Annotated in this window: 19 protein-coding genes and 1 other annotated feature; of the genes, 15 read left to right on the plus strand and 4 right to left on the minus strand. The window is 42.6% G+C overall.

Going from position 1 to position 20,003, the window contains the following annotated elements:
• Positions 1-32 precede the first annotated feature (32 nt).
• Complete coding sequence (locus ACOXXR_RS03110; protein WP_445278697.1) at positions 33-1,151, plus strand: glycerate kinase; 1,119 nt, start codon at positions 33-35, stop codon at positions 1,149-1,151.
• 59 nt (positions 1,152-1,210) lie between these two features.
• Here the strand turns inward: ACOXXR_RS03110 and ACOXXR_RS03115 are convergent, their stop codons facing one another.
• A complete protein-coding gene (locus tag ACOXXR_RS03115; RefSeq protein ID WP_023027060.1) occupies positions 1,211-1,654 on the minus strand; it encodes a DUF1694 domain-containing protein in 444 nt (147 codons plus the stop codon).
• 186 nt (positions 1,655-1,840) lie between these two features.
• On the opposite strand from ACOXXR_RS03115, the gene eno reads away from it, so the two are divergent.
• Positions 1,841-3,145, plus strand: coding sequence for a surface-displayed alpha-enolase (gene eno / locus ACOXXR_RS03120; RefSeq protein WP_000022824.1), 1,305 nt, complete (start codon positions 1,841-1,843; stop codon positions 3,143-3,145).
• A 103-nt stretch (positions 3,146-3,248) separates the two neighbouring features.
• Here the strand turns inward: eno and ACOXXR_RS03125 are convergent, their stop codons facing one another.
• Positions 3,249-3,434, minus strand: coding sequence for a hypothetical protein (locus ACOXXR_RS03125; RefSeq protein ID WP_123159043.1), 186 nt, complete (start codon positions 3,432-3,434; stop codon positions 3,249-3,251).
• Between the two features lie 76 nt (positions 3,435-3,510).
• Entirely contained in the window at positions 3,511-4,521 is a 1,011-nt protein-coding gene (locus ACOXXR_RS03130) for a lactonase family protein (protein WP_445278698.1), read from the minus strand.
• Positions 4,522-4,696: 175 nt separating this feature from the next.
• On the opposite strand from ACOXXR_RS03130, the gene ACOXXR_RS03135 reads away from it, so the two are divergent.
• The 3 genes from ACOXXR_RS03135 to budA all read left to right on the plus strand — a co-directional run bounded on the left by ACOXXR_RS03135 (position 4,697) and on the right by budA (position 7,961).
• Entirely contained in the window at positions 4,697-5,866 is a 1,170-nt protein-coding gene (locus ACOXXR_RS03135) for an AI-2E family transporter (RefSeq protein WP_154853366.1), read from the plus strand.
• Positions 5,856-7,094, plus strand: a complete 1,239-nt coding sequence (locus ACOXXR_RS03140; protein ID WP_270285308.1) for a tetratricopeptide repeat protein — start codon at positions 5,856-5,858, stop codon at positions 7,092-7,094. The genes ACOXXR_RS03135 and ACOXXR_RS03140 overlap by 11 nt, the downstream gene beginning before the upstream one ends.
• A 135-nt stretch (positions 7,095-7,229) precedes the next feature.
• Entirely contained in the window at positions 7,230-7,961 is a 732-nt protein-coding gene (gene budA, locus ACOXXR_RS03145) for an acetolactate decarboxylase (RefSeq protein WP_023027055.1), read from the plus strand.
• 30 nt (positions 7,962-7,991) lie between these two features.
• Here the strand turns inward: budA and ACOXXR_RS03150 are convergent, their stop codons facing one another.
• The gene (locus ACOXXR_RS03150) at positions 7,992-9,653 is read right to left on the minus strand and encodes an Rqc2 family fibronectin-binding protein (protein ID WP_445278699.1); all 1,662 of its coding nucleotides are present in this window, start codon (positions 9,651-9,653) and stop codon (positions 7,992-7,994) included.
• A gap of 180 nt (positions 9,654-9,833) precedes the next feature.
• Positions 9,834-10,068, plus strand: a binding site (T-box leader).
• Between the two features lie 204 nt (positions 10,069-10,272).
• On the opposite strand from ACOXXR_RS03150, the gene trpX reads away from it, so the two are divergent.
• The 10 genes from trpX to ACOXXR_RS03200 all read left to right on the plus strand — a co-directional run bounded on the left by trpX (position 10,273) and on the right by ACOXXR_RS03200 (position 19,775).
• Entirely contained in the window at positions 10,273-11,205 is a 933-nt protein-coding gene (gene trpX / locus ACOXXR_RS03155) for a tryptophan ABC transporter substrate-binding protein (RefSeq protein ID WP_445278864.1), read from the plus strand.
• Between the two features lie 26 nt (positions 11,206-11,231).
• Positions 11,232-11,651 carry a chromosome partitioning protein ParB gene (locus tag ACOXXR_RS03160; protein ID WP_342992064.1) on the plus strand — a complete coding sequence of 140 codons (420 nt, stop codon included), beginning with the start codon at positions 11,232-11,234 and terminating at the stop codon, positions 11,649-11,651.
• Positions 11,652-11,964: 313 nt separating this feature from the next.
• Positions 11,965-13,011, plus strand: a complete 1,047-nt coding sequence (gene pheS, locus ACOXXR_RS03165; RefSeq protein ID WP_445278700.1) for a phenylalanine--tRNA ligase subunit alpha — start codon at positions 11,965-11,967, stop codon at positions 13,009-13,011.
• 2 nt (positions 13,012-13,013) lie between these two features.
• Positions 13,014-13,529 carry a GNAT family N-acetyltransferase gene (locus ACOXXR_RS03170; RefSeq protein WP_270615679.1) on the plus strand — a complete coding sequence of 172 codons (516 nt, stop codon included), beginning with the start codon at positions 13,014-13,016 and terminating at the stop codon, positions 13,527-13,529.
• Positions 13,530-13,686: 157 nt separating this feature from the next.
• Complete coding sequence (pheT, locus tag ACOXXR_RS03175) at positions 13,687-16,092, plus strand: phenylalanine--tRNA ligase subunit beta (protein ID WP_445278701.1); 2,406 nt, start codon at positions 13,687-13,689, stop codon at positions 16,090-16,092.
• Between the two features lie 235 nt (positions 16,093-16,327).
• Positions 16,328-16,636, plus strand: coding sequence for a hypothetical protein (locus ACOXXR_RS03180; protein WP_023027050.1), 309 nt, complete (start codon positions 16,328-16,330; stop codon positions 16,634-16,636).
• A 13-nt stretch (positions 16,637-16,649) separates the two neighbouring features.
• Positions 16,650-16,859, plus strand: coding sequence for a helix-turn-helix transcriptional regulator (locus ACOXXR_RS03185; protein ID WP_003002675.1), 210 nt, complete (start codon positions 16,650-16,652; stop codon positions 16,857-16,859).
• Positions 16,860-16,861: 2 nt separating this feature from the next.
• Positions 16,862-17,659, plus strand: coding sequence for a DUF3169 family protein (locus ACOXXR_RS03190; protein WP_023027049.1), 798 nt, complete (start codon positions 16,862-16,864; stop codon positions 17,657-17,659).
• Between the two features lie 11 nt (positions 17,660-17,670).
• Positions 17,671-18,564 (plus strand): ABC transporter ATP-binding protein, encoded by an 894-nt coding sequence (locus tag ACOXXR_RS03195; protein WP_129821914.1) that lies wholly within the window; start codon positions 17,671-17,673, stop codon positions 18,562-18,564.
• On the plus strand, positions 18,561-19,775 hold the full coding sequence (locus ACOXXR_RS03200) for an ABC transporter permease (protein ID WP_445278702.1): 1,215 nt from the start codon (positions 18,561-18,563) through the stop codon (positions 19,773-19,775). Before ACOXXR_RS03195 ends, ACOXXR_RS03200 begins: the two co-directional genes overlap by 4 nt.
• The last annotated feature ends 228 nt before the right edge of the window (positions 19,776-20,003 follow it).

Here is a 20,003-nt window from a genome sequence, read left to right on the forward strand (position 1 = left end):
CCAACATAGAAAGAGATAAAGGAGGTGGCTCCATGAAAATTTTAATTGCTCCAGATTCATTTAAAGAGTGCCTACCCGCGAAAGAAGTAGCGGAAGTGATTGCGGAAGGCTTGCAACAGTCTATTATCGATGTAGAACCGATTACTTGTCCTATTGGAGATGGAGGGGAAGGGACAGTGGATGCCATCCGATACTCGTTAGACTTGAAGGAAACCTTTGCCCTTGTTACAGGTCCATTTGGAAAGCCGGTAGAAATGCGGTATGTGGAGAAGGAAACTATGGCTCTCTTTGAAGTAGCCGACTTGATCGGCTTAGGAAAAATTCCAGTTGATCAACGTCATCCACTTGACATAGAGACCCGAGGAATTGGAGAACTGATCTGTTATTTGATCAATAAAGGAAAAAAGGATATTTATATCGGGGTTGGAGGAACAGCCACCAATGATGGTGGGCTTGGTCTTGCAGTAGGTCTAGGCTATCAATTGTATGATAGAGAAGGAAAGCAATTGAAGGCCTGTGGACAAAGTCTTTTAAAGTGTGATTCCATCCGTAAAGAGAAAGCGATAAAGATTCCAGTGGATGTCCAGATACATATCTTAGCAGACGTGTCGAACCCTCTATGTGGACTAGATGGAGCAACCTATATTTTTGGAAAACAAAAGGGGCTGAATCCTGCTTTGTTTGAGCAAGTAGATCAAGCTATTTACAGCTTTTATGAAAAGAACTGTCCTAGTGTGTTGACCCAAGCAGGGATGGGAGCTGGTGGAGGTCTTGCGGCAGGTCTCTGTGCCTTCGCGCATGCAAGGATTGTTTCAGGAATTGAAACTTGTTTAGAGCTAATCGACTTTGACTCCAAGGTAGCAAATGCAGACTTGGTCATTGTCGGTGAGGGGCGACTGGACCATCAAAGTCTATCAGGAAAAGCTCCGATAGGAGTTGCGAGACGAACCCCAAAGGGAATCCCTGTCATAGCTATTTGTGGAAGTCTTGCAGATGATTTACCAAGTCTCCCATTTGAAAATATAGTCGGAGCTTTTTCCATAACGAAACACCCTGATAGTTTAGACCAACTTCTGAAGAACGCAAGGGAAAATCTTCTCTTTACAGCTAGAAATATTGGAAATCTATTAAGCATAGAAAAAAGCGGTTAAACCGCTTTTTTCTATGTAATCTTTTGCTATTGATATAAATGCCTAGGGGACAGTCATGATCAACCAAACCATTTCTTCCAAAGAGAAGGTTTGCTCGGTTTCTTTTCTTCCTCCCAGAGATCTGCAAAAGCAGAGCGAAGGTCCTTGTCAGTAGTGGTCACTGGTGCATCTGTATGTATCACGAGCCCAAAAGGAGAGGAGTCATGCTCTTCCGAAACAATGGTAGCCTGGCAACCGAACTCTTTTGCTTGTTTTAGATAGCTCAACTGGACGCTAGAATCAACATTTGGGGAGATTTTTACAAAGAGAGGGTCAGCTTGCTCACTGAAGCTTTTAAGCACCTTCAAAAAGCCCTTTTGAAGCTGAGGACTGTTGCTTGTTCTTAAATCAGCATACCCTAGGACGCGCTCTTCAAAAGTACCTAGAAAGCGACGTTGTTCATCAGGATTTAATTTTAAGCCACCGTGGGCCTTTTCCATAATTTCTTTAGATAGATCAGTCATAAGAATAGTATATCATACTTTAACTACAAAATGACAAACGAATGGAGCTGGATTTCAAGATAAAGAAAGCGATTTCTTGCTAAAGTTAAGGAAAATCTGCACAAAGATAACGTTTTTTCTTGAAAAACGCGTATTTTTAAGGTATCATAGAGGTGTAAAAAATTTAAACTCAAAGGAGAGTAAGAAATGTCAATTATTACTGATGTTTACGCTCGCGAAGTCCTAGACTCACGCGGTAACCCAACACTTGAAGTAGAAGTTTATACTGAATCAGGTGCTTTCGGACGTGGTATGGTTCCATCTGGAGCTTCTACTGGTGAACACGAAGCGGTTGAACTTCGCGACGGTGACAAATCTCGTTACGGTGGTCTTGGAACTCAAAAAGCTGTTGACAATGTAAACAACATCATTGCTGAAGCAATCATCGGTTACGATGTTCGTGATCAACAAGCTATTGACCGTGCAATGATCGCTCTTGACGGTACTCCTAACAAAGGTAAATTGGGTGCGAACGCAATCCTTGGTGTGTCTATCGCTGTAGCTCGTGCTGCTGCTGACTACCTTGAAATCCCACTTTACAGCTACCTTGGTGGATTCAACACTAAAGTTCTTCCAACTCCAATGATGAACATCATCAACGGTGGTTCTCACTCAGATGCTCCAATCGCTTTCCAAGAATTCATGATCGTACCTGCTGGTGCGCCTACATTCAAAGAAGCTCTTCGTTGGGGTGCTGAAATCTTCCACGCTCTTAAGAAAATCCTTAAATCTCGTGGTCTTGAAACAGCCGTAGGTGACGAAGGTGGATTCGCTCCTCGTTTCGAAGGAACTGAAGACGGTGTTGAAACAATCCTTGCTGCGATCGAAGCTGCTGGATATGTACCAGGTAAAGACGTATTCATCGGATTTGACTGTGCATCATCAGAATTCTACGATAAAGAACGTAAAGTCTACGACTACACTAAATTCGAAGGTGAAGGCGCTGCTGTACGTACTGCTGCAGAACAAATCGACTACCTTGAAGAATTGGTTAACAAATACCCAATCATCACTATCGAAGATGGTATGGATGAAAATGACTGGGACGGATGGAAAGCTCTTACTGAACGTCTTGGTGGAAAAGTTCAATTGGTTGGTGACGACTTCTTCGTAACAAACACTTCATACCTTGAAAAGGGTATCGCAGAAGGAGCAGCTAACTCAATCCTTATCAAAGTTAACCAAATCGGTACTCTTACTGAAACATTCGATGCTATCGAAATGGCTAAAGAAGCTGGTTACACTGCCGTTGTATCACACCGTTCAGGTGAAACTGAAGATTCAACAATCGCTGACATCGCAGTTGCAACAAACGCAGGACAAATCAAGACTGGTTCACTTTCACGTACAGACCGTATCGCTAAATACAATCAATTGCTTCGTATCGAAGATCAACTTGGTGAAGTAGCTGAATACCGTGGATTGAAATCATTCTACAACTTGAAAAAATAAGCTAGTTTACTAGACTAAAAAGATCCTTGAGTTTTCTCAAGGATTTTTTTTGCTATCGAGCTAAACAAAAAATTCTCAACCAAGTGGTTGAGAATTTTAGGGATTAGAATAAACCTTTGATTTTATCAACAGCACCACTTACTAGATCGTTTCCAGCAACAAGAGCTTTTGCTTGTTCTAAGTAGTCACCAAGGTTATCCTTGTTGTCATCGATAAATTTTTTAGCTGTATCGAAATCTTTCTTTTCGATCATTTCTTTGACTTGGTTAAACAAATCCATTGGGTTCATGAGTTTTCTCCTATAACCTATTTATTATTATCACTATTTAATCATTTTTTAACTAAACTAGCAAGCGTTTTGATTGTTAGTTGAAGAGGACACAAACCGCCTCTGGGACATGGAAATCATGGCTCAATTCAGTCAATCGACCACTCGCTTTATCGCGTTTAAAAACAGTGGCATTGTCTGAATCTTGATGAACTGCAATGAGATATTCTTGGTCCGGACTAAGAATGAAATCACGTGGATTGAGTCCATTGGTTGGAACGATTTCCAGAAGCACTAAGCTACCATCTGCCAAGATTTCATAAACTGCAATGGAGTTATGGGCACGATTTGAGGCATAGAGGAATTTCCCATCCTCTGAGAGGCGAATAGCAGCGGCCCATTTTTGACCTTCATAATCTTTAGGTAGGGTTGAGATGGTTTGGAACTGTTCAAAGTAGCCAAGTCCGTCATAGAAAAGGACATCGATGGTAGCGTTTAATTCGTTAATGAGGTAGGCGGTTTTGTAATGAGAATGGAAAATGATATGACGCGGACCAGCACCTGGAGCTGTTTGATAGGTTTGAGTCTTCGTTAGTTTTCCAAGATCATCGACTTGATAGACCACTACTTGATCGGTACCCAAATCACAAGTGATGAGTAGCTTATCGGGAGTGAGATCTGCATAATGTACATGGGGACTCGCTTGGTTTTCGTGAGGTCCAGAACCCTGATGAGTCGCTTGGTCGACAAAAGTTAAATGGCCATCTTCATGGATGCGATAAGAGAGAACTTGTCCCTTGTGGTAGTTAGCTCCATAGACCAACCCCCGGGCTTCATCAACAGAGACATAACAGAGGGGCGCCCCTTCCTCGACCACATGATTGATTAACTGATGGTCAGGACTAAAGCTTGCAATGCCGCCAAGACCTTGGTCCGCACCCACACTGTATAAGAAACCAGCTTTTGAAAAAGCGAGATAGGTTGGGTTTGGCTCTTGAGCAACTAGTTGTAAGTCGCTAAGTTGACCAGTTCTTTCATCGAAGGAAGCCTTATAAATTCCTTTAGAGTCTCGTTTGGTATAGGTTCCGAAATAAATATCTTGCATCACATGCACCTCGACTTTGTTGATAGCTCCATTATATCAGAAAAGAAGGGGATGGAAAACGATTAGGTGAAGGATTGACAAGCTAAGCATTAAAAAAAAGCTCACATTTCAGCTATATCGTGAAATTATGGACTAAAAATGTTAAAATAAAAACAGATTGAAAACGAAGGAGATTCCCGTGGAACATAAAGAAAAAGATTTTAGTTTATCCTGGTTTTTTAAATGGTTTGTAGATAATAAGGCCATTACTGTTTTTCTAGTAACCTTGCTGATGGGATTGAATATTTTAGTTCTCAGCAAGATTAGTTTTATTTTTACACCCCTGTTAGAGTTCGGAGCAGCAGTCATGCTGCCAGTCATTATTTCAGGGCTCCTCTATTATTTGTTAAATCCAATCGTCGACTTTTTGGAAAGGCACCGGGTCAAACGGATTATTGCAATTTCCATCGTCTTTATTTTGATCGCGCTTCTCATTTTATGGGGCTTGGCTGTCGCTATTCCAGCCATTCAACGTCAGGTTCTTAGTTTTATGAAGAACCTGCCAGATTACTTGGAAAAGGCTAATATGACCATCGATGATGTCTTAGACAACAAAGTGTCTCCAGAAATCAAGCCTCAGCTGGATGAATGGACCAGCCAATTGTCGCAGAATATTACCAGTTGGGCGAGTTCTTTTTCCGCCCGAGCAGTCAACTGGGTCAGCAATCTGATTACTGTCGCCTCTCAGGTCATTATCGCTTTGATTATTATGCCTTTTATCGTCTTCTATCTTTTGAGAGATGGAAAGAACTTAAAAGGGCAAATCATCCGTTTCTTGCCAACCAAGATTCGTAAATCTGCAGACAAAGTCCTGTCTGATGTCAATACACAATTGGCCAATTATGTCAGAGGTCAGATTACTGTTGCTATCATCGTAGCTTTAATGTTTATTCTTTTGTTTAAGATCATTGGGCTTCGTTACGCTGTGACACTCGGTGTAACCGCTTGTTTTTTGAACTTGATACCATACTTGGGTAGCTTCTTGGCCATGCTCCCAGCCTTAGTCTTGGGGTTGGTGGCAGGACCAGAGATGTTTGTCAAAGTCGTCATTGTCTTTATTGTTGAGCAAACCATCGAGGGACGTTTCGTTTCCCCATTTGTCTTGGGGAGTCAGCTCAATATCCACCCAATCACGATTCTGTTTGTATTGATTACTTCTGGCTCTATGTTTGGAATCTGGGGAGTCTTCTTAGGAATCCCGGTTTATGCTTCGGCTAAAGTAGTCATCAGTGCTCTATTTGAATGGTACAAAGAGGTCAGTGGTTTGTACGAAAAGGACGAAGTTGAGGAAATTCAAAGTGAAGAATAGTCAAAAAATTTTAGAAGCAATTGAGAAACAAGAGCTAGATCGTCTACCAGCTTATTTGGATAAGGCTTTGCTAGAAGATGATCCAGCAACCTTGTTAGAATTGGGACAATATTTTGAAAGTATTGGTTTTTACCCAGAAGCCAAGCAAACCTACTTGCATCTAAGAGATGATTTTCCAGAGGTCTATTTGAGTCTAGCCACCATCGTAGCGGAAGATGGCCTAATGGAAGAAGCCTTTGCTTATTTGGAAGAAATCCCGGAAAGTTCGGAATGGTATCTAGCCAGCCTTTTAGTCAAGGCAGACCTCTACCAAAGTGAGGGCTTGGCAGATGTGGCTCGAGAAAAACTGATGGAAGCAGCGACTCTTTCAGATGACCCTATTATTCAACTAGGCTTGGCAGAGATTGATTTAGAACTTGAAAATTACCAAGAAGCCATTCAAGAGTATGCTCAGTTAGACAACCGTCTCATTTTAGAAGAAACGGGCATTTCCACCTACCAGCGGATTGGCTATGCTTATGCGAATCTGGGTCGGTTTGAGTCTGCTATTGAGTTTCTAGAAAAGGCCTTGGAAATTGAGTTTGATGACCAGATTGCCTATGAATTGGCAACCCTTCTCTCTGACCGAGAAGAGTATCAACGTGCTCTGATCTACTTCAAGCAGATTGATACACTGTCGCCAGACTTTGAAGGGTATGAATACGGCTATGCCTTGGCTCTACAAGCTGAGAATGACCGAGAAACAGCGTTAGCAATAGCAGAGCAAGGGATCCAAAAGAATCCTTTTGACGCTTATCTCCTCCTTCTAGCCTCCCAATTGGCCTACGAGTTGCACCAGCCAGAAAAGGCAGAGAAGTATTTGTTAGAAGCCAAAGAAGTTGCTGAGGATCTTGAAGATATCGCCCTTCGCCTAACAACTCTTTATTTGGAACAGGAACGCTATGAAGACGTCCTTGAATGGCAAGAAGTGGAAGTGGAAAATGTCGTCACCCGTTGGAATATCGCTCGTGCCTTGGTAGCACTCGAAGAGGTTGAAAAAGCGGCTCCGATCTATGAAGAGCTCTTCCCAGATTTGAAAGAAAATCCAGAGTACTTAGAAAGCTATAGTTACCTCTTGAGAGAGTTGGGTTATGTCGCAAAAGCCCGGGAAGTGGCAGAAGGCTATTTGCAGCTAGTCCCAGATGATGGGCAAATGCAAGCTTTCTATGAGAGCCTGTTAGAAGATTAACTACTTGACCCTTGAAGGGCGGGAATCAGAACAAGTGTGCATCCTTGTTCTGGCCCGCTCTTTTTTTAATCAGTCTTTCTGTCATTGTCCTTGAGATTGTGGTATACTGGAAGGGCTGAAAAGAAGACAAGATGAATGAGGGAGAAGATAATGGAACCGGTGAAATTGTTTCAATACAATACCTTGGGGGCTTTGATGGCTGGTCTCTATGGAGGATCCTTTACCATTAAAGAATTACTAGAGCATGGAGATCTTGGAATTGGGACCCTGGACTCCATTGATGGCGAACTGATTGTCTTAGATGGTAAAGCCTACCAAGCTAAGGGATCAGGAGAGGAGCCAGAGATTGTGGAAGTGGCCCCGGATGCGACAGTCCCTTATGCGGCCATCGTGCCCCATCAGGCCGAAGTGATTTTTCGTCAGCGCTTTGAAATGACGGATGAGGAATTAGAGGCTCGCATTGAATCTTATTATGATGGCGAAAATTTGTTTCGTTCCATCAAGATTCACGGTGATTTCGCCAAGATGCATGTGCGTATGATTCCCAAATCAACTTCAGACACCAAATTTGCAGATGTGGCGACCCATCAGCCTGAATTTACGCGAGAAAATGTTACAGGAACTATTGTTGGTTTTTGGACACCAGAGATTTTCCATGGGGTCAGTGTAGCAGGCTATCACCTTCACTTTATCTCAGATGATCATACCTTCGGAGGTCATGTCATGGATTTTGTTATCAAAGAAGGGATTGTTGAAGTTGGGGCCATTGATCAATTGGATCAACGTTTCCCTGTCCAGGATCGCCAGTATCTCTTTGCTAAGTTTAATGTTGATCAGGTCAAAGAGGATATCAATAAAGCAGAATAAAAGGTTGAGCGTCGCTCAACCTTTTTGACATTAATCTGCTAGTTTCATGGATTTAATTTTTTCTTCTTCAGGGGTGACCCGTAGGGTTTTCTGACCAGTATAGGTTACAAAGCCAGGTTTTCCTCCGGTCGGTTTGTTGAGTTTTTTGATTTCAATCATGTCGACTTGAACTAGATTAGAGAGTCGTCCCTTAGAGAAATAAGCCGCTAGCTCAGCTGCATCTGTCTTGACCTCATCTGAAGGATTGAGGTTACCAGTAATAACCACGTGACTACCTGGAATATCCTTGGCGTGGAACCAGAGTTCATCTTTCTTAGCTATCTTAAAGGTCAATTCTTCGTTTTGAAGATTGTTTCGGCCGACCAAGATAATGGTTTTCCCGTCAGAAGCTAAATACTTCTCTGGTTTTTTGCGTTTGTGGATCTTTTCTCGGTTGCGTCGTTTGATAAAGCCTGTTTGGATCAGCTCTTCTCGAATCTCGGCGACTTCAGAAAGGCTTGCTTGGGCCAGAGCGGTTTCGACTGTTTCCAGGTAGGAGATGGTTTCCTTGGTTTCCTGGATGAGAGAGGTCAAATGTTTAACAGCTTCTTTTAACTTCTGGTAACGCTTGAAGTAGCGTTGCGCATTTTGACTGGGGGTCAAAGCCTTATCCAAGGCAATGGTTATAGGTTGATTGGTATAGTAGTTGTCCAAGGTGACCTGATCTTGATCATTTGGGACTTGATGGAGGAAGGTGGTGAGAAGCTCCCCTTTTTGCCGGAAGTCTTCGGCATTTTCTGTCGCTGCCAGTTCGGCTTCCTGTTTGGCCAACTTTTTCCGGTTTTTTTCTAGTTCATTGTCCACCTTGCGAATGAGTTCTCCAGCTTGTTGTTGGACCCGGTCGCGCTCGGCCTTGTCCAAGTAATAGTGGTCGAGTAGATCCGATAAGGTCTCAAAGGTTTCCTCCTGGCTATCAGCAAAAGCGAGAGCAGCGAAGGATTTTGTCGTTAGACGAGGATCTGTTGGAGCCTCAAAGAATGCCCGGAAGGTTTTTAATTTTTCTCCAGTTTCTAATCGACTGGCCAATTCTTGAGCAGTATCTCGGCCAAGACCCTGGAAATGGGTTTGAAGGTTTTTAGGTGTTAACTCTTCCCGGTGGAGAAAGGCGAATAATACTTCGTCCTTGATTGTAAAAGGGTTGACCGCATCGGTTTTTGGAGGAGCTAGATAGGTCGAGCCTGGCAAAATGGTCCGGTAGCTATTTTGAGAGAAGCCAACATGTTTGATTGCTTCGATAATTTTTCCTGTCGCCTTGTCCAGAAGAATGATATTGCTGTGCTTGCCCATGATTTCAATAATCAAAGTCACAGATATATCATCTCCAATTTCATTTTTATTGGAGACGGCGATTTCTAAAATGCGGTCATTCTCCACTTGCTGGATCTGCTCAATGACTGCCCCTTGGAGATACTTGCGCATGACCATGATAAAGGTATTGGGGAAGGCAGGATTCTCGAAGTTGGTCTGGGTTCGTTGGATCCGTCCAAAAACAGAGTGAGAAGAAAGCAAGAGTTTTTGATTCTTGCGGTTGCTACGAATTTGTAAAACCAACTCTTGTTCAAAGGGTTGGTTAATTTTTTGGATGCGACCATTTAAGAGTTCGCTTTGTAATTCATCCACCATATGGTGTAAAAAAAATCCATCAAAAGACATGGGTTTCCTCAACATTCTAGACTAGTTCTAGTAAATTATATCAAAAAAGTGCCTGAAAACCTAGGAAGAAGAAGGACAAACATTTTGCAAAAACAACCTCACTAGGAAAAGAATTTCAGGAAATGACGAACGTTTTCAAAAAAAACATAAAAAAGTATTGACAAGGCTTACAGAAACATTTACAATGGATTCAATTAGAAAAGTAATAAATGAAAATTTATTAGAGAGCTCACGGTTGGTGAAAGTGGGTAGTGGACATTTATGAAATTGGACTAATGATGAGATGAATTTGAAACAATAAAAATTCGGTCGGCACACCTTATCGTGCAACTTGTTGCTAGACAAGACAGAGATGTGGGAGGAGTTTATCAATTTTCCCATAAGTGAGGTGGCACCGCGATGACACGTCCTCACATAGCTTTCGCTATGTGTAGGCGTGTTTTTTGTTTCAAGAAAGAAGGGAGAAAAGAAGATGAAGAAACGATGGCGACTCAGTTTTTAACAAAGATGAAAAAAAACGAAAAAATAAATGATAGAGGTAAAAAATATGAAAAACAAACGTGTATTGGGAATGATTGGTGCTTTATTAGCTGTTATTTTGGTAGCTGTTGTTTATCCAATGTTGACCAACAAAAATGATGCGAATAAAACAAATGGAACTAAGAAGGTAAAAGTAGGTGTCTTGCAGTTGGTCAGCCACCCATCGCTAGACGAAATCTACAAGGGGATTCAAGATGGCTTGGCTGAAGAAGGCTACGACAAGGACAAGATTGAGATCGAATTCCTCAATGCGGAAGGAGACCAAAACAAGGTTGCAACCATGAGCAAACAATTGGTCCAAAACAACAACGACGTCTTGATCGGAATTGCAACCCCATCTGCTCAAGGTTTGGCTAGTGCGACTAAGGACAAACCAATCGTCATGGGTGCTATCACAGACCCAGTCGGAGCTAACTTGGTTAAAGATTTGAAAAAACCTGGTGGCAATATCACAGGAGTATCTGACCACAATCCAACGGAGCAACAATTGAAATTGATCAAAGAATTGACTCCGAACGTAAAAACAATCGGTGCCCTTTACTCAACCAGTGAAGACAATTCTAAATCTCAAGTAGAAGAATTTACAAAATTGGCTGAAAAAGCAGGTTTCAAGGTGATTCCTTACTCTGTACCTTCAACAAACGAAGTTGCTTCAACAGTTTCTGTTATGACTGGTAAAGTCGATGCTATCTGGGTTCCAATCGATAACACCATTGCATCAGCCTTCTCAACTGTTGTTGAAGCCAACAAAACAGCTAAAAAGCCAATCTTCCCAAGTGCGACGGCCATGGTCGAAGCAGGTGGTTTAGGATCTGTGGTCGTAGACCAGCATGATCTTGGCGTGGCAACTGGTAAAATGGCTGCGAAGATCTTGAAAGGTCAAAAACCAGCTGACACACCAGTTGAAATCTTCACAGATGGTAAGTCTGTCATTAACAAAAAAGTGGCAGCAGAATTAGGCATTACCATTCCAGAATCTGTCTTGAAAGAAGCAGGACAAGTCATCGAATAAAAACGAATTTCTTTGAGGAGAAAGAAATGAAAGTCAAGATAGCAGATCTTCATCCGACCCAACTATATTTATCAGAAAAGAAGTTACAAAATATCCAGTTGCTTTATCAGTCGGAAGAAATTATCAATCTTGATCCAATTAGTATTCTGGCATTTGGCAATGGCTTGTTGATTACAGATGGGCATCACAGGGCTTATCAGGCTTTATTGGCAGGTCAAGATACAATTTCTGCTGAGTTTGATAGAGATGGTGGCGATGAGTTGTATGATCTCTATGCGCAAGCTTGTGAGGAAAGAAAGATTTGCTCTGTTTTGGACTTAAAAAATCATATCTTACCTCAAGATGAGTATGAAGCGAAATGGTATAACTGGTGTGATGGCTTTAACCAAGCAGCAACTCTTCTATTAAAAAAGAAAGTAGATGAAAGAGACAAGGCAAATAGATAATGCACTGCGTCTTGTTCCCTTCTATGTTGAAATTAGTCTCATCTAACTTGTTTTTTAACTAAAATTCTGCTAAACTAGATAGTAATTGAATAGAAATCTGCAAGACTAGTACCTCAAGGGAAGTGCAACAGGGAGAAGAGCCGTGACTGAAAGCTCTTTGCATGAAAGCTGAGTGAATTCACTTGCGCAAGGATTTAGAAATTAAGGTCTGAGTTTCAGATAAAAAACGGATGGTACCGCGTGTCAACGCTCCGAATATGGGTGTGGCACGTGGTTTTTTCTATGTCTGAGTGAGGACCATGATGGAGGAAATATGTCAACGATTGAAGAACAACTAAAAGCGCTTCGAGAAGAAACGCTGGCAGCCTTGAAGCAGATCTCTGCTGAAAATGAAAAAGAGATGCAAGAGCTACGCGTTTCTCTCCTTGGGAAAAAAGGTTCCCTTACTGAAATCCTTAAAGGGATGAAAGATGTCTCTGCTGAAATGCGTCCGGTCATCGGGAAACATGTCAATGAAGCCCGTGATGTCTTGACGGCTGCCTTTGAAGAAACAGCCAAGCTCTTGGAAGAAAAGAAAGTTCAAGCTAAATTGGCTAGTGAAAGTATCGACGTGACCCTTCCGGGACGTCCAGTTGCAAGTGGTCACCGCCATGTCTTGACCCAAACCAGTGAAGAAATCGAAGATATCTTTATCGGGATGGGCTACCAAGTTGTAGATGGCTTTGAAGTCGAAAAAGACTACTACAACTTTGAACGCATGAACTTGCCAAAGGATCACCCAGCTCGTGATATGCAGGATACCTTCTATATCACAGAAGAAATCTTGCTTCGGACCCACACATCACCAGTTCAGGCGCGTGCCATGGATGCGCATGACTTTAGCAAGGGACCTTTGAAAATGATCTCTCCAGGGCGTGTGTTCCGCCGGGATACAGACGATGCGACCCACAGCCACCAGTTCCATCAGATCGAAGGCTTGGTCGTTGGGAAGAACATTTCTATGGCAGACCTTCAAGGAACGCTTCAGTTGATCGTGCAGAAGATGTTTGGTGCAGAACGCCAAATCCGTCTGCGTCCTTCTTATTTCCCATTTACAGAGCCATCCGTTGAGGTAGATGTCTCTTGCTTCAAATGTGGTGGAGCAGGATGTAATGTATGTAAGAAGACAGGTTGGATCGAAATCATGGGGGCCGGTATGGTTCACCCACGCGTACTTGAGATGAGTGGTATTGATTCAACAGTCTATTCAGGATTCGCCTTTGGACTTGGTCAGGAGCGTGTAGCCATGCTTCGTTATGGAATCAATGATATCCGTGGCTTCTATCAAGGAGATGTTCGCTTCTCAGAACAGTTTAAATAATCATGTTAGTTAGAGTAAAAATCGATCAATTGCAGACCTTACGCGACCTAGAGGTGGAAACCTATCGGGATACCTTTGGTCCCTATATTGTTGAGGAAGACTTGGAAGAGTACTTCTCTACGGTGCTCTCTTTGGAGCAAATCGAGAAGGATCTGCTAGATCCAGAATCCGAAACCTATTTTGTCCTCAATGAAGAACAAGAAATCTGTGGTTTTCTCAAGATCAACTGGGGGCAAGCGCAGACGGAGCCAGTAGAGATGGACAAGTCCTTTGAGATCCAACGGATCTATGTCAAAAAGGAATATCATGGGGCTGGTTTCGGCAAGGAAATGTTTACCTTTGCGCTGGATCAAGCGAAAAGCCGTGGCTTTGAATGGGCTTGGCTAGGTGTCTGGGAACGCAACTTTAAGGCGCAAGATTTTTACTACAGATTTGGATTTGAACGATTTAGTGAGCACCAGTATATTACCGGAGATACCGTGGATATAGATTGGTTGTTGAGAAAGAAATTGACCTAGAATGGACAAGAATCTTCTATTCTAGAGAAGGGGAGGTTACTAGACCTACCTAAGCCAGCCTCGAGTTGGAAAACACAAAATGAAAGGATCTAAACGAGGGTCAAAGGAAATCTAGGACAGTCATCTAGATTTCAGTAGAACCCTTGGTATCTTACATATGTTAGTTAGTTATAAATGGTTAAAAGAATTGGTGGACATTGATGTGCCATCACAAGAGTTGGCTGAAAAAATGTCAACCACAGGGATCGAGGTAGAAGGTGTGGAATCACCAGCTACTGGTCTCTCAAAAATTGTTGTCGGAGAAGTCTTGTCTTGTGAAGATGTGCCAGAAACTCATCTTCATGTCTGCCAAGTCAATGTGGGTGAAGAAGAAGCCCGTCAAATCGTCTGTGGAGCACCAAATGTGCGCGCTGGCATCAAGGTTATGGTAGCTCTTCCGGGTGCCCGCATCGCGGATAACTACAAGATCAAAAAAGGGAAAATCCGTGGCTTAGAGTCATTAGGGATGATCTGTTCACTTGGTGAATTGGGCATTTCTGACTCCGTTGTGCCAAAGGAATTTGCGGATGGCATCCAAATCTTGCCGGATGATGCAGTACCAGGTGAGGAAGTATTCTCTTACCTAGACTTGGATGATGAAATTATCGAACTTTCCATCACTCCAAACCGTGCAGACGCTCTTTCTATGCGTGGGGTTGCGTACGAAGTGGTAGCCATCTATGACAAGGCAGTGACCTTCAAAGAATTTACTTTAACAGAAACGACCGAAGCTGCAGCAGATGCTCTTTCAGTCAGCATTGACACAGACAAGGCACCTTACTATGCAGCCCGTATCTTGGACAATGTGACTATTGCGCCAAGTCCACAATGGTTGCAAAACCTTCTCATGAATGAAGGCATTCGTCCAATCAACAATGTCGTCGACGTGACCAACTATATCCTGCTTTACTTTGGTCAGCCTATGCATGCCTTTGACTTGGATACCTTTGAAGGAAACGACATCCGTGTGCGTGAAGCGCGTGCTGGTGAGAAATTGGTGACCTTGGATGGGGAAGAACGTGACTTGGAAGTAACTGACTTAGTGATTACGGTTGCTGACAAACCAGTAGCCCTTGCAGGTGTCATGGGCGGACAAGCTACAGAAATCTCTGAAAACTCTACTCGTGTTGTCCTTGAAGCTGCTGTCTTCAATGGTAAATCAATCCGTAAGACCAGCGGTCGCCTCAACCTTCGTTCGGAATCATCTTCTCGCTTTGAAAAAGGCATCAACGTGGCAACTGTTAATGAAGCCCTTGATGCGGCAGCAAGCATGATTGCTGAATTGGCTGGTGCGACAGTGCGGAAGGGGATCGTTTCAGCAGGCCAGTTGGATACTTCGGATGTAGAGGTTTCTTCCACCCTTGCAGACGTTAACCGTGTCCTTGGTACAGAACTTTCCTACGCGGATGTAGAAGATGTCTTCCGTCGTCTTGGATTTGGTCTTTCTGGAAATGCAGAGAGCTTCACAGTTAGCGTACCACGTCGCCGTTGGGATATCACCATCGAAGCGGACCTCTTTGAAGAAATCGCACGTATCTATGGCTATGACCGCTTGCCAACCAGTCTTCCAAAAGACGATGGGACAGCCGGTGAATTGACTGTGACTCAAAAATTGCGTCGTAAAGTTCGCACCATTGCAGAAGGAGCAGGACTGACTGAAATCATCACCTATGCTTTGACAACACCTGAAAAAGCGATTGAATTTACGACTACACCAAGCAACTTAACTGAGCTCATGTGGCCAATGACTGTGGATCGTTCAGTCCTTCGTCAAAATATGGTTTCAGGTATTTTGGATACCGTTGCTTACAACGTGGCTCGTAAGAACAAAGACTTGGCCCTTTACGAGATTGGAAAAGTCTTCGAGCAAACTGGAAATCCAAAAGAAGAATTGCCAAACGAAATCAACAGTTTTGCCTTTGCTTTGACAGGTTTAGTCGCTGAAAAAGACTTCCAAACGCCAGCTGTTCCAGTTGATTTCTTCTATGCCAAGGGAATCTTGGAAGCCCTCTTTGCTCGCTTGGGTCTTGAGGTGACTTATACCGCAACGCAAGAGATCAAGAGTCTTCACCCAGGACGGACAGCCTTGATTTCACTCGGTGACCAAGTCCTTGGTTTCCTCGGTCAAGTGCATCCTGTAACGGCTAAGGCTTATGATATTCCAGAGACGTATGTAGCAGAGCTTAACCTTTCAGCTATCGAAGCAGCCCTTCAACCAGCCGCTCCATTTGTGGAAATCACCAAGTTCCCAGCGGTGAGCCGTGATATCGCTCTTCTCCTCAAAGCTGAAGTGACCCACCAAGAAGTGGTCGATGCCATCCAAGCTGCGGGCGTGAAACGCTTGACAGACATCAAGCTCTTTGACGTCTTCTCAGGTGAAAAACTGGGTGTCGGAATGAAGTCTATGGCCTACAGTCTGACCTTCCAAAATCCAGAAGATAGCTTGACAGACGAAGAAGTCGCACGCTACATGGAAAAAATCCAAGCTTCCCTTGAAGAAAAAGTAGACGCAGAAGTGCGGTAAATCGTAAAAATTTGGAACAGTTGAGAATTTCTCAGCTGTTTTTTTCTTACAGAATTTACTTGATATAGAGCTTAAAACCCTATAAAAATAAAGAAATTCCTTTAAGGATTCAAAATATCCATGTCAACCATCTTTCTATTTTTGACAAATATTTTTATTTTTTTGACAAATATACTTGTCAAAAAGAAAAAGAAGTGTTACAATGATTTTAGTTGAAAGAAGAGGAGGTTTTCTTATGGGAGCCGTGTGGATTATTTTTATCCTTTTTCTGATTATCATTTATGCAAGCTCAGAAAAGAAGATAAAAAGGTTGAACAAACGCATCAAAAGATTAGAAAAACAAGTGAAAGGAAATCAAGACATGTCTAGACTTTTAGAAGAATTGAAAGGCCAAACGGCCACTGTTTTAGTAAGTGGTGTTGGATTCGAGTATGAAATTTTGGATATCGATGAAGATTGGGTTAAACTGACTCGTGTGAATCATAAACAACAAAGGGAAACCAAATTAGTCCGCATCGAAGATATTCAAGGTATTCAACTATAAGGGGGCGAAAGCCATGATCTTAAAAAATCGACTGAAAGAGCTGAGGGCGCGTGATGGACTCAACCAATCCGAGCTAGCTAAGCTAGCAGGGGTCTCGCGCCAGTCCATCAGTCTCTTGGAGCGGGGGGAATACACCCCCTCGGTTATTATTGCCATCACAATCGCCCAAATTTTCAAGGAACCGGTGGAGAATGTCTTTAGTCTAGTAGAGGGAGAGGAATAACAATGAAAAAGCAACAACAAGAACGATCCGCTCGTTACCGTTTTTGGAGAAATGTCGGAATCATCACAGGTTCCGGCTTGATTGGAGGAGTCATTGGTTTTTTGATAGGCATGTTCGGATCCGAAAAGCCCCTTGAAATCCAATCCTTCTTTAGTAAAGAAGTACTCCTTTTGGGCTCAATACTTTTGTTTCTTATCTTGTTTATGGTCACGATAGCCTTACTCATAAGCGCGAGAAAAGTCCATCAAAAAATGCTCCAGATAGAAGACGAAGACGAAGCCTATCACTATGACATCCAGAAGGAAAAACTGTATGGGTTAGCGACCATTTTTAAAGGTATCATGATCTTGCCATACTTTTTAGTCGTCATCTTTTATAGTCAATTGGTGTATATGGATAGACCTTCCACAGGGCACTTGGCTTTTATCTTTGGAACTTTTACCATGCTCTATCTCTTTCTTGTCTTGTTTGCCCTATTTTTCCTATCGGATATCTTCTTTCGCAAGACCTTCCATCTGATTTATGGAAAACCGATTCCCCGCAATGCCAATGCCAAGGAAGTGCGGGAATTTATGATGAGTATGATGGATGAAGCAGAAAAGCAGATTAACTACGAGGAAAATTTTGAAGTGGTGGTCAAGTTAAGCAATTATATCTTGCCGAGCCTTCTCATTGGTCTCTTAATCATTGGGATTGCCTTCCATACGGATATTCTCTTAGCTTTGTTCGTTGTCTCCATCATCTATATTTATATCCTTATTTCACAATACAAGATTACCAAACGTTATTATAAAGAGTAAAGGAGTCATCCATGTTAGAAATTAGAAATTTAGAAAAGAGTTTTGGCAAGAAGCAGGTCTTGTTCGGGATTGACTTGACTGCGAAAAAAGGATCCATCTTAGGTTTGATCGGGAAGAACGGAGCTGGGAAGACCACTATCTTTCATAGTATCCTCCGCTTCCTTGACTACAGTGGTGATATCCAATTGGATGGCCAAGCAATCAGTCAAGAAACCTATAAGGAAATTGGCTACCTGCCAGAAGAGCGAAGCCTTATGCCTAAGTTAACCATCTATGAGCAAGTCCGTTACCTTGCTAATCTCAAAGGAATGTCAACTGCTGAGGTCAAGGAGAAACTGCCAATCTGGATGGAAAAGCTCCAAGTAAAAGGGAAATTAACCGATAAGATTAAGAGCCTTTCAAAAGGGAATCAGCAAAAGGTTCAATTGATTATTACCATGATCCATGAGCCAAAATTGATCATTTTGGATGAGCCTTTTAGTGGACTGGATCCTGTCAATACGGAAGTGCTCAAGCAGGTCATCTTTGAAGAAAAAGAACGCGGTGCGACCATTATCTTCTCTGACCACGTCATGACCAATGTGGAAGAACTCTGTGATGAGTTGGTTATGATTCGTGATGGATCAGTGATTCTTTCAGGTCCCGTACAAGAAGTTCGCAATAGTTTCGGGAAGACTCGTCTCTTCGTATCCAATGACTTCAGTAAAGAGGAGTTGGAAGTATTGCCTCATGTGACTAAAGTGACTATGACCAAGCAAGGTCTATGGAAGTTGGTATTGGATGATGAGACAGCAGGTCCAGACCTCTTTGACCAGTTGACCAAGGGTCGCTATATTGCAACCTTTGACCAACAAGCCCCAACCATTGATGAAATCTTTAAACTAGAATCAGGAGTAGAAGTATGAAACAGATGCTGATTGTTATCAAAGAAACTTATTTACGCCAAGTGAAATCATGGAGCTTTTTCCTGATGGTTCTTTCTCCCTTTATCTTCATTGGATTGACGATCGGAATAAACTACTTCGTTGGCTCTTCTACCTCTGCGAAAAGCAATATTGCCTTGATTACAGATCAAGCTCCTGTCAAGGAAGGCTTGAAAGGAACTGATGGCTTGACCTTTGACTATAAGGATGAAGCAGCAGCTAAGAAGGCCATGAAAGAGGAAGAAATCAAGGGAATCCTCACAGTTGAAGAAAAGGATGGCCAGCTAGAGGCTCGCTACCAGAGTGAGGATGCCATGAAGCCAGATTTCAAATCAGTCCTTATGGCAAAATTGAGTCAGGTCCAACAAATGCTCAATGTTTCTAAGGCGGACTTAAGCCAAGAGCAGTTAACAGCCCTTTCGCAACAGGTCTCATTGACTGAAAAAATTGATGAGAAGAAAGAAGGGCTAAAAATGGTGCAAACCATGGTAGCTGGAGGAATCGGTTTTCTTCTTTACATGATTCTGATCTTTTATTCAAGTATCACTGCTCAAGAGGTAGCCAGTGAAAAAGGAACCAAGATTATGGAAGTGGTCTTCTCAAGCATTCGTGCAACTCACTATTTCTATGCTCGCATGATTGGTCTTTTTGGAGTAATTTTTACCCATATTGGTATCTATGCAGTCGGCTTGGGAGGTGTTTGGATGTTTAGAGATTCCATTCCTCTTGTGAAAGATATTTTATCTCCAGACTCTCCTATCACCCAACATATTGGACAATCTATTTCCTTGAACACCTTCTTCTTTATCATTCTCGGAATCTTCATGTACGTTGTTCTTTCAGCTTTCCTAGGCTCAACAGTTGCTCGTCCAGAAGATACAGGAAAGGCCCTCTCTCCTCTGATGATGTTAGTGATGGTTGGATTCTTTGGAGTGACTGCCTTGGGTAGCGCAGGAGATGTCCCTCTATTGAAGATTGGATCCTACATTCCATTCATTTCAACCTTCTTCATGCCATTCCGTACTATTAATGGCTATGCAAGTGGACTTGAATCGTGGGGGTCATTCGGAATTGCCTTGGCCTTCACGCTCCTCGGCACCATGATCATTGGAAAAATCTATTCAAGCCTCATCCTACAAACAGATGATCTAGGTTTAGTCAAGACTGTTAAAAAGGCTTTAAGCTATCGCTAAAAGAGACGAGAGTGGGACAGAAATCGGTAATTTATTAGAATTCGATTTCGTCGTCCCACCTCCGCACAGTTGAGTAGGGCTATAAAAGCTGATGAAATCAGCGTAGTAGAGCCCACTCAACCACTGCGTCTTGCTCGACAATCCAAAGACAATTGAGAGGCTAGGACTTTTTGTCCCAGTCTCTTTGCTTTGTGAAATCATTGCTGTTTAGTCCTCTTTACTTTATAA

This window comes from Streptococcus sp. KHUD_013, assembly GCF_052588545.1.

Excerpts from the sequence above, each read along its gene's own strand:
- trpX (WP_445278864.1), top strand. The coding sequence starts at position 10,273 with ATGTTGACCAACAAAAATGATGCGAATAAAACAAATGGAACTAAGAAG.
- pheS (WP_445278700.1), top strand. The coding sequence starts at position 11,965 with ATGTCAACGATTGAAGAACAACTAAAAGCGCTTCGAGAAGAAACGCTG.
- ACOXXR_RS03110 (WP_445278697.1), top strand. The coding sequence starts at position 33 with ATGAAAATTTTAATTGCTCCAGATTCATTTAAAGAGTGCCTACCCGCG.
- ACOXXR_RS03185 (WP_003002675.1), top strand. The coding sequence starts at position 16,650 with ATGATCTTAAAAAATCGACTGAAAGAGCTGAGGGCGCGTGATGGACTC.
- ACOXXR_RS03180 (WP_023027050.1), top strand. The coding sequence starts at position 16,328 with ATGGGAGCCGTGTGGATTATTTTTATCCTTTTTCTGATTATCATTTAT.
- pheT (WP_445278701.1), top strand. The coding sequence starts at position 13,687 with ATGTTAGTTAGTTATAAATGGTTAAAAGAATTGGTGGACATTGATGTG.
- ACOXXR_RS03160 (WP_342992064.1), top strand. The coding sequence starts at position 11,232 with ATGAAAGTCAAGATAGCAGATCTTCATCCGACCCAACTATATTTATCA.
- ACOXXR_RS03170 (WP_270615679.1), top strand. The coding sequence starts at position 13,014 with ATGTTAGTTAGAGTAAAAATCGATCAATTGCAGACCTTACGCGACCTA.
- ACOXXR_RS03115 (WP_023027060.1), bottom strand. The coding sequence starts at position 1,654 with ATGACTGATCTATCTAAAGAAATTATGGAAAAGGCCCACGGTGGCTTA.
- budA (WP_023027055.1), top strand. The coding sequence starts at position 7,230 with ATGAGGGAGAAGATAATGGAACCGGTGAAATTGTTTCAATACAATACC.
- ACOXXR_RS03200 (WP_445278702.1), top strand. The coding sequence starts at position 18,561 with ATGAAACAGATGCTGATTGTTATCAAAGAAACTTATTTACGCCAAGTG.
- ACOXXR_RS03150 (WP_445278699.1), bottom strand. The coding sequence starts at position 9,653 with ATGTCTTTTGATGGATTTTTTTTACACCATATGGTGGATGAATTACAA.
- ACOXXR_RS03190 (WP_023027049.1), top strand. The coding sequence starts at position 16,862 with ATGAAAAAGCAACAACAAGAACGATCCGCTCGTTACCGTTTTTGGAGA.
- eno (WP_000022824.1), top strand. The coding sequence starts at position 1,841 with ATGTCAATTATTACTGATGTTTACGCTCGCGAAGTCCTAGACTCACGC.
- ACOXXR_RS03125 (WP_123159043.1), bottom strand. The coding sequence starts at position 3,434 with ATGAACCCAATGGATTTGTTTAACCAAGTCAAAGAAATGATCGAAAAG.
- ACOXXR_RS03195 (WP_129821914.1), top strand. The coding sequence starts at position 17,671 with ATGTTAGAAATTAGAAATTTAGAAAAGAGTTTTGGCAAGAAGCAGGTC.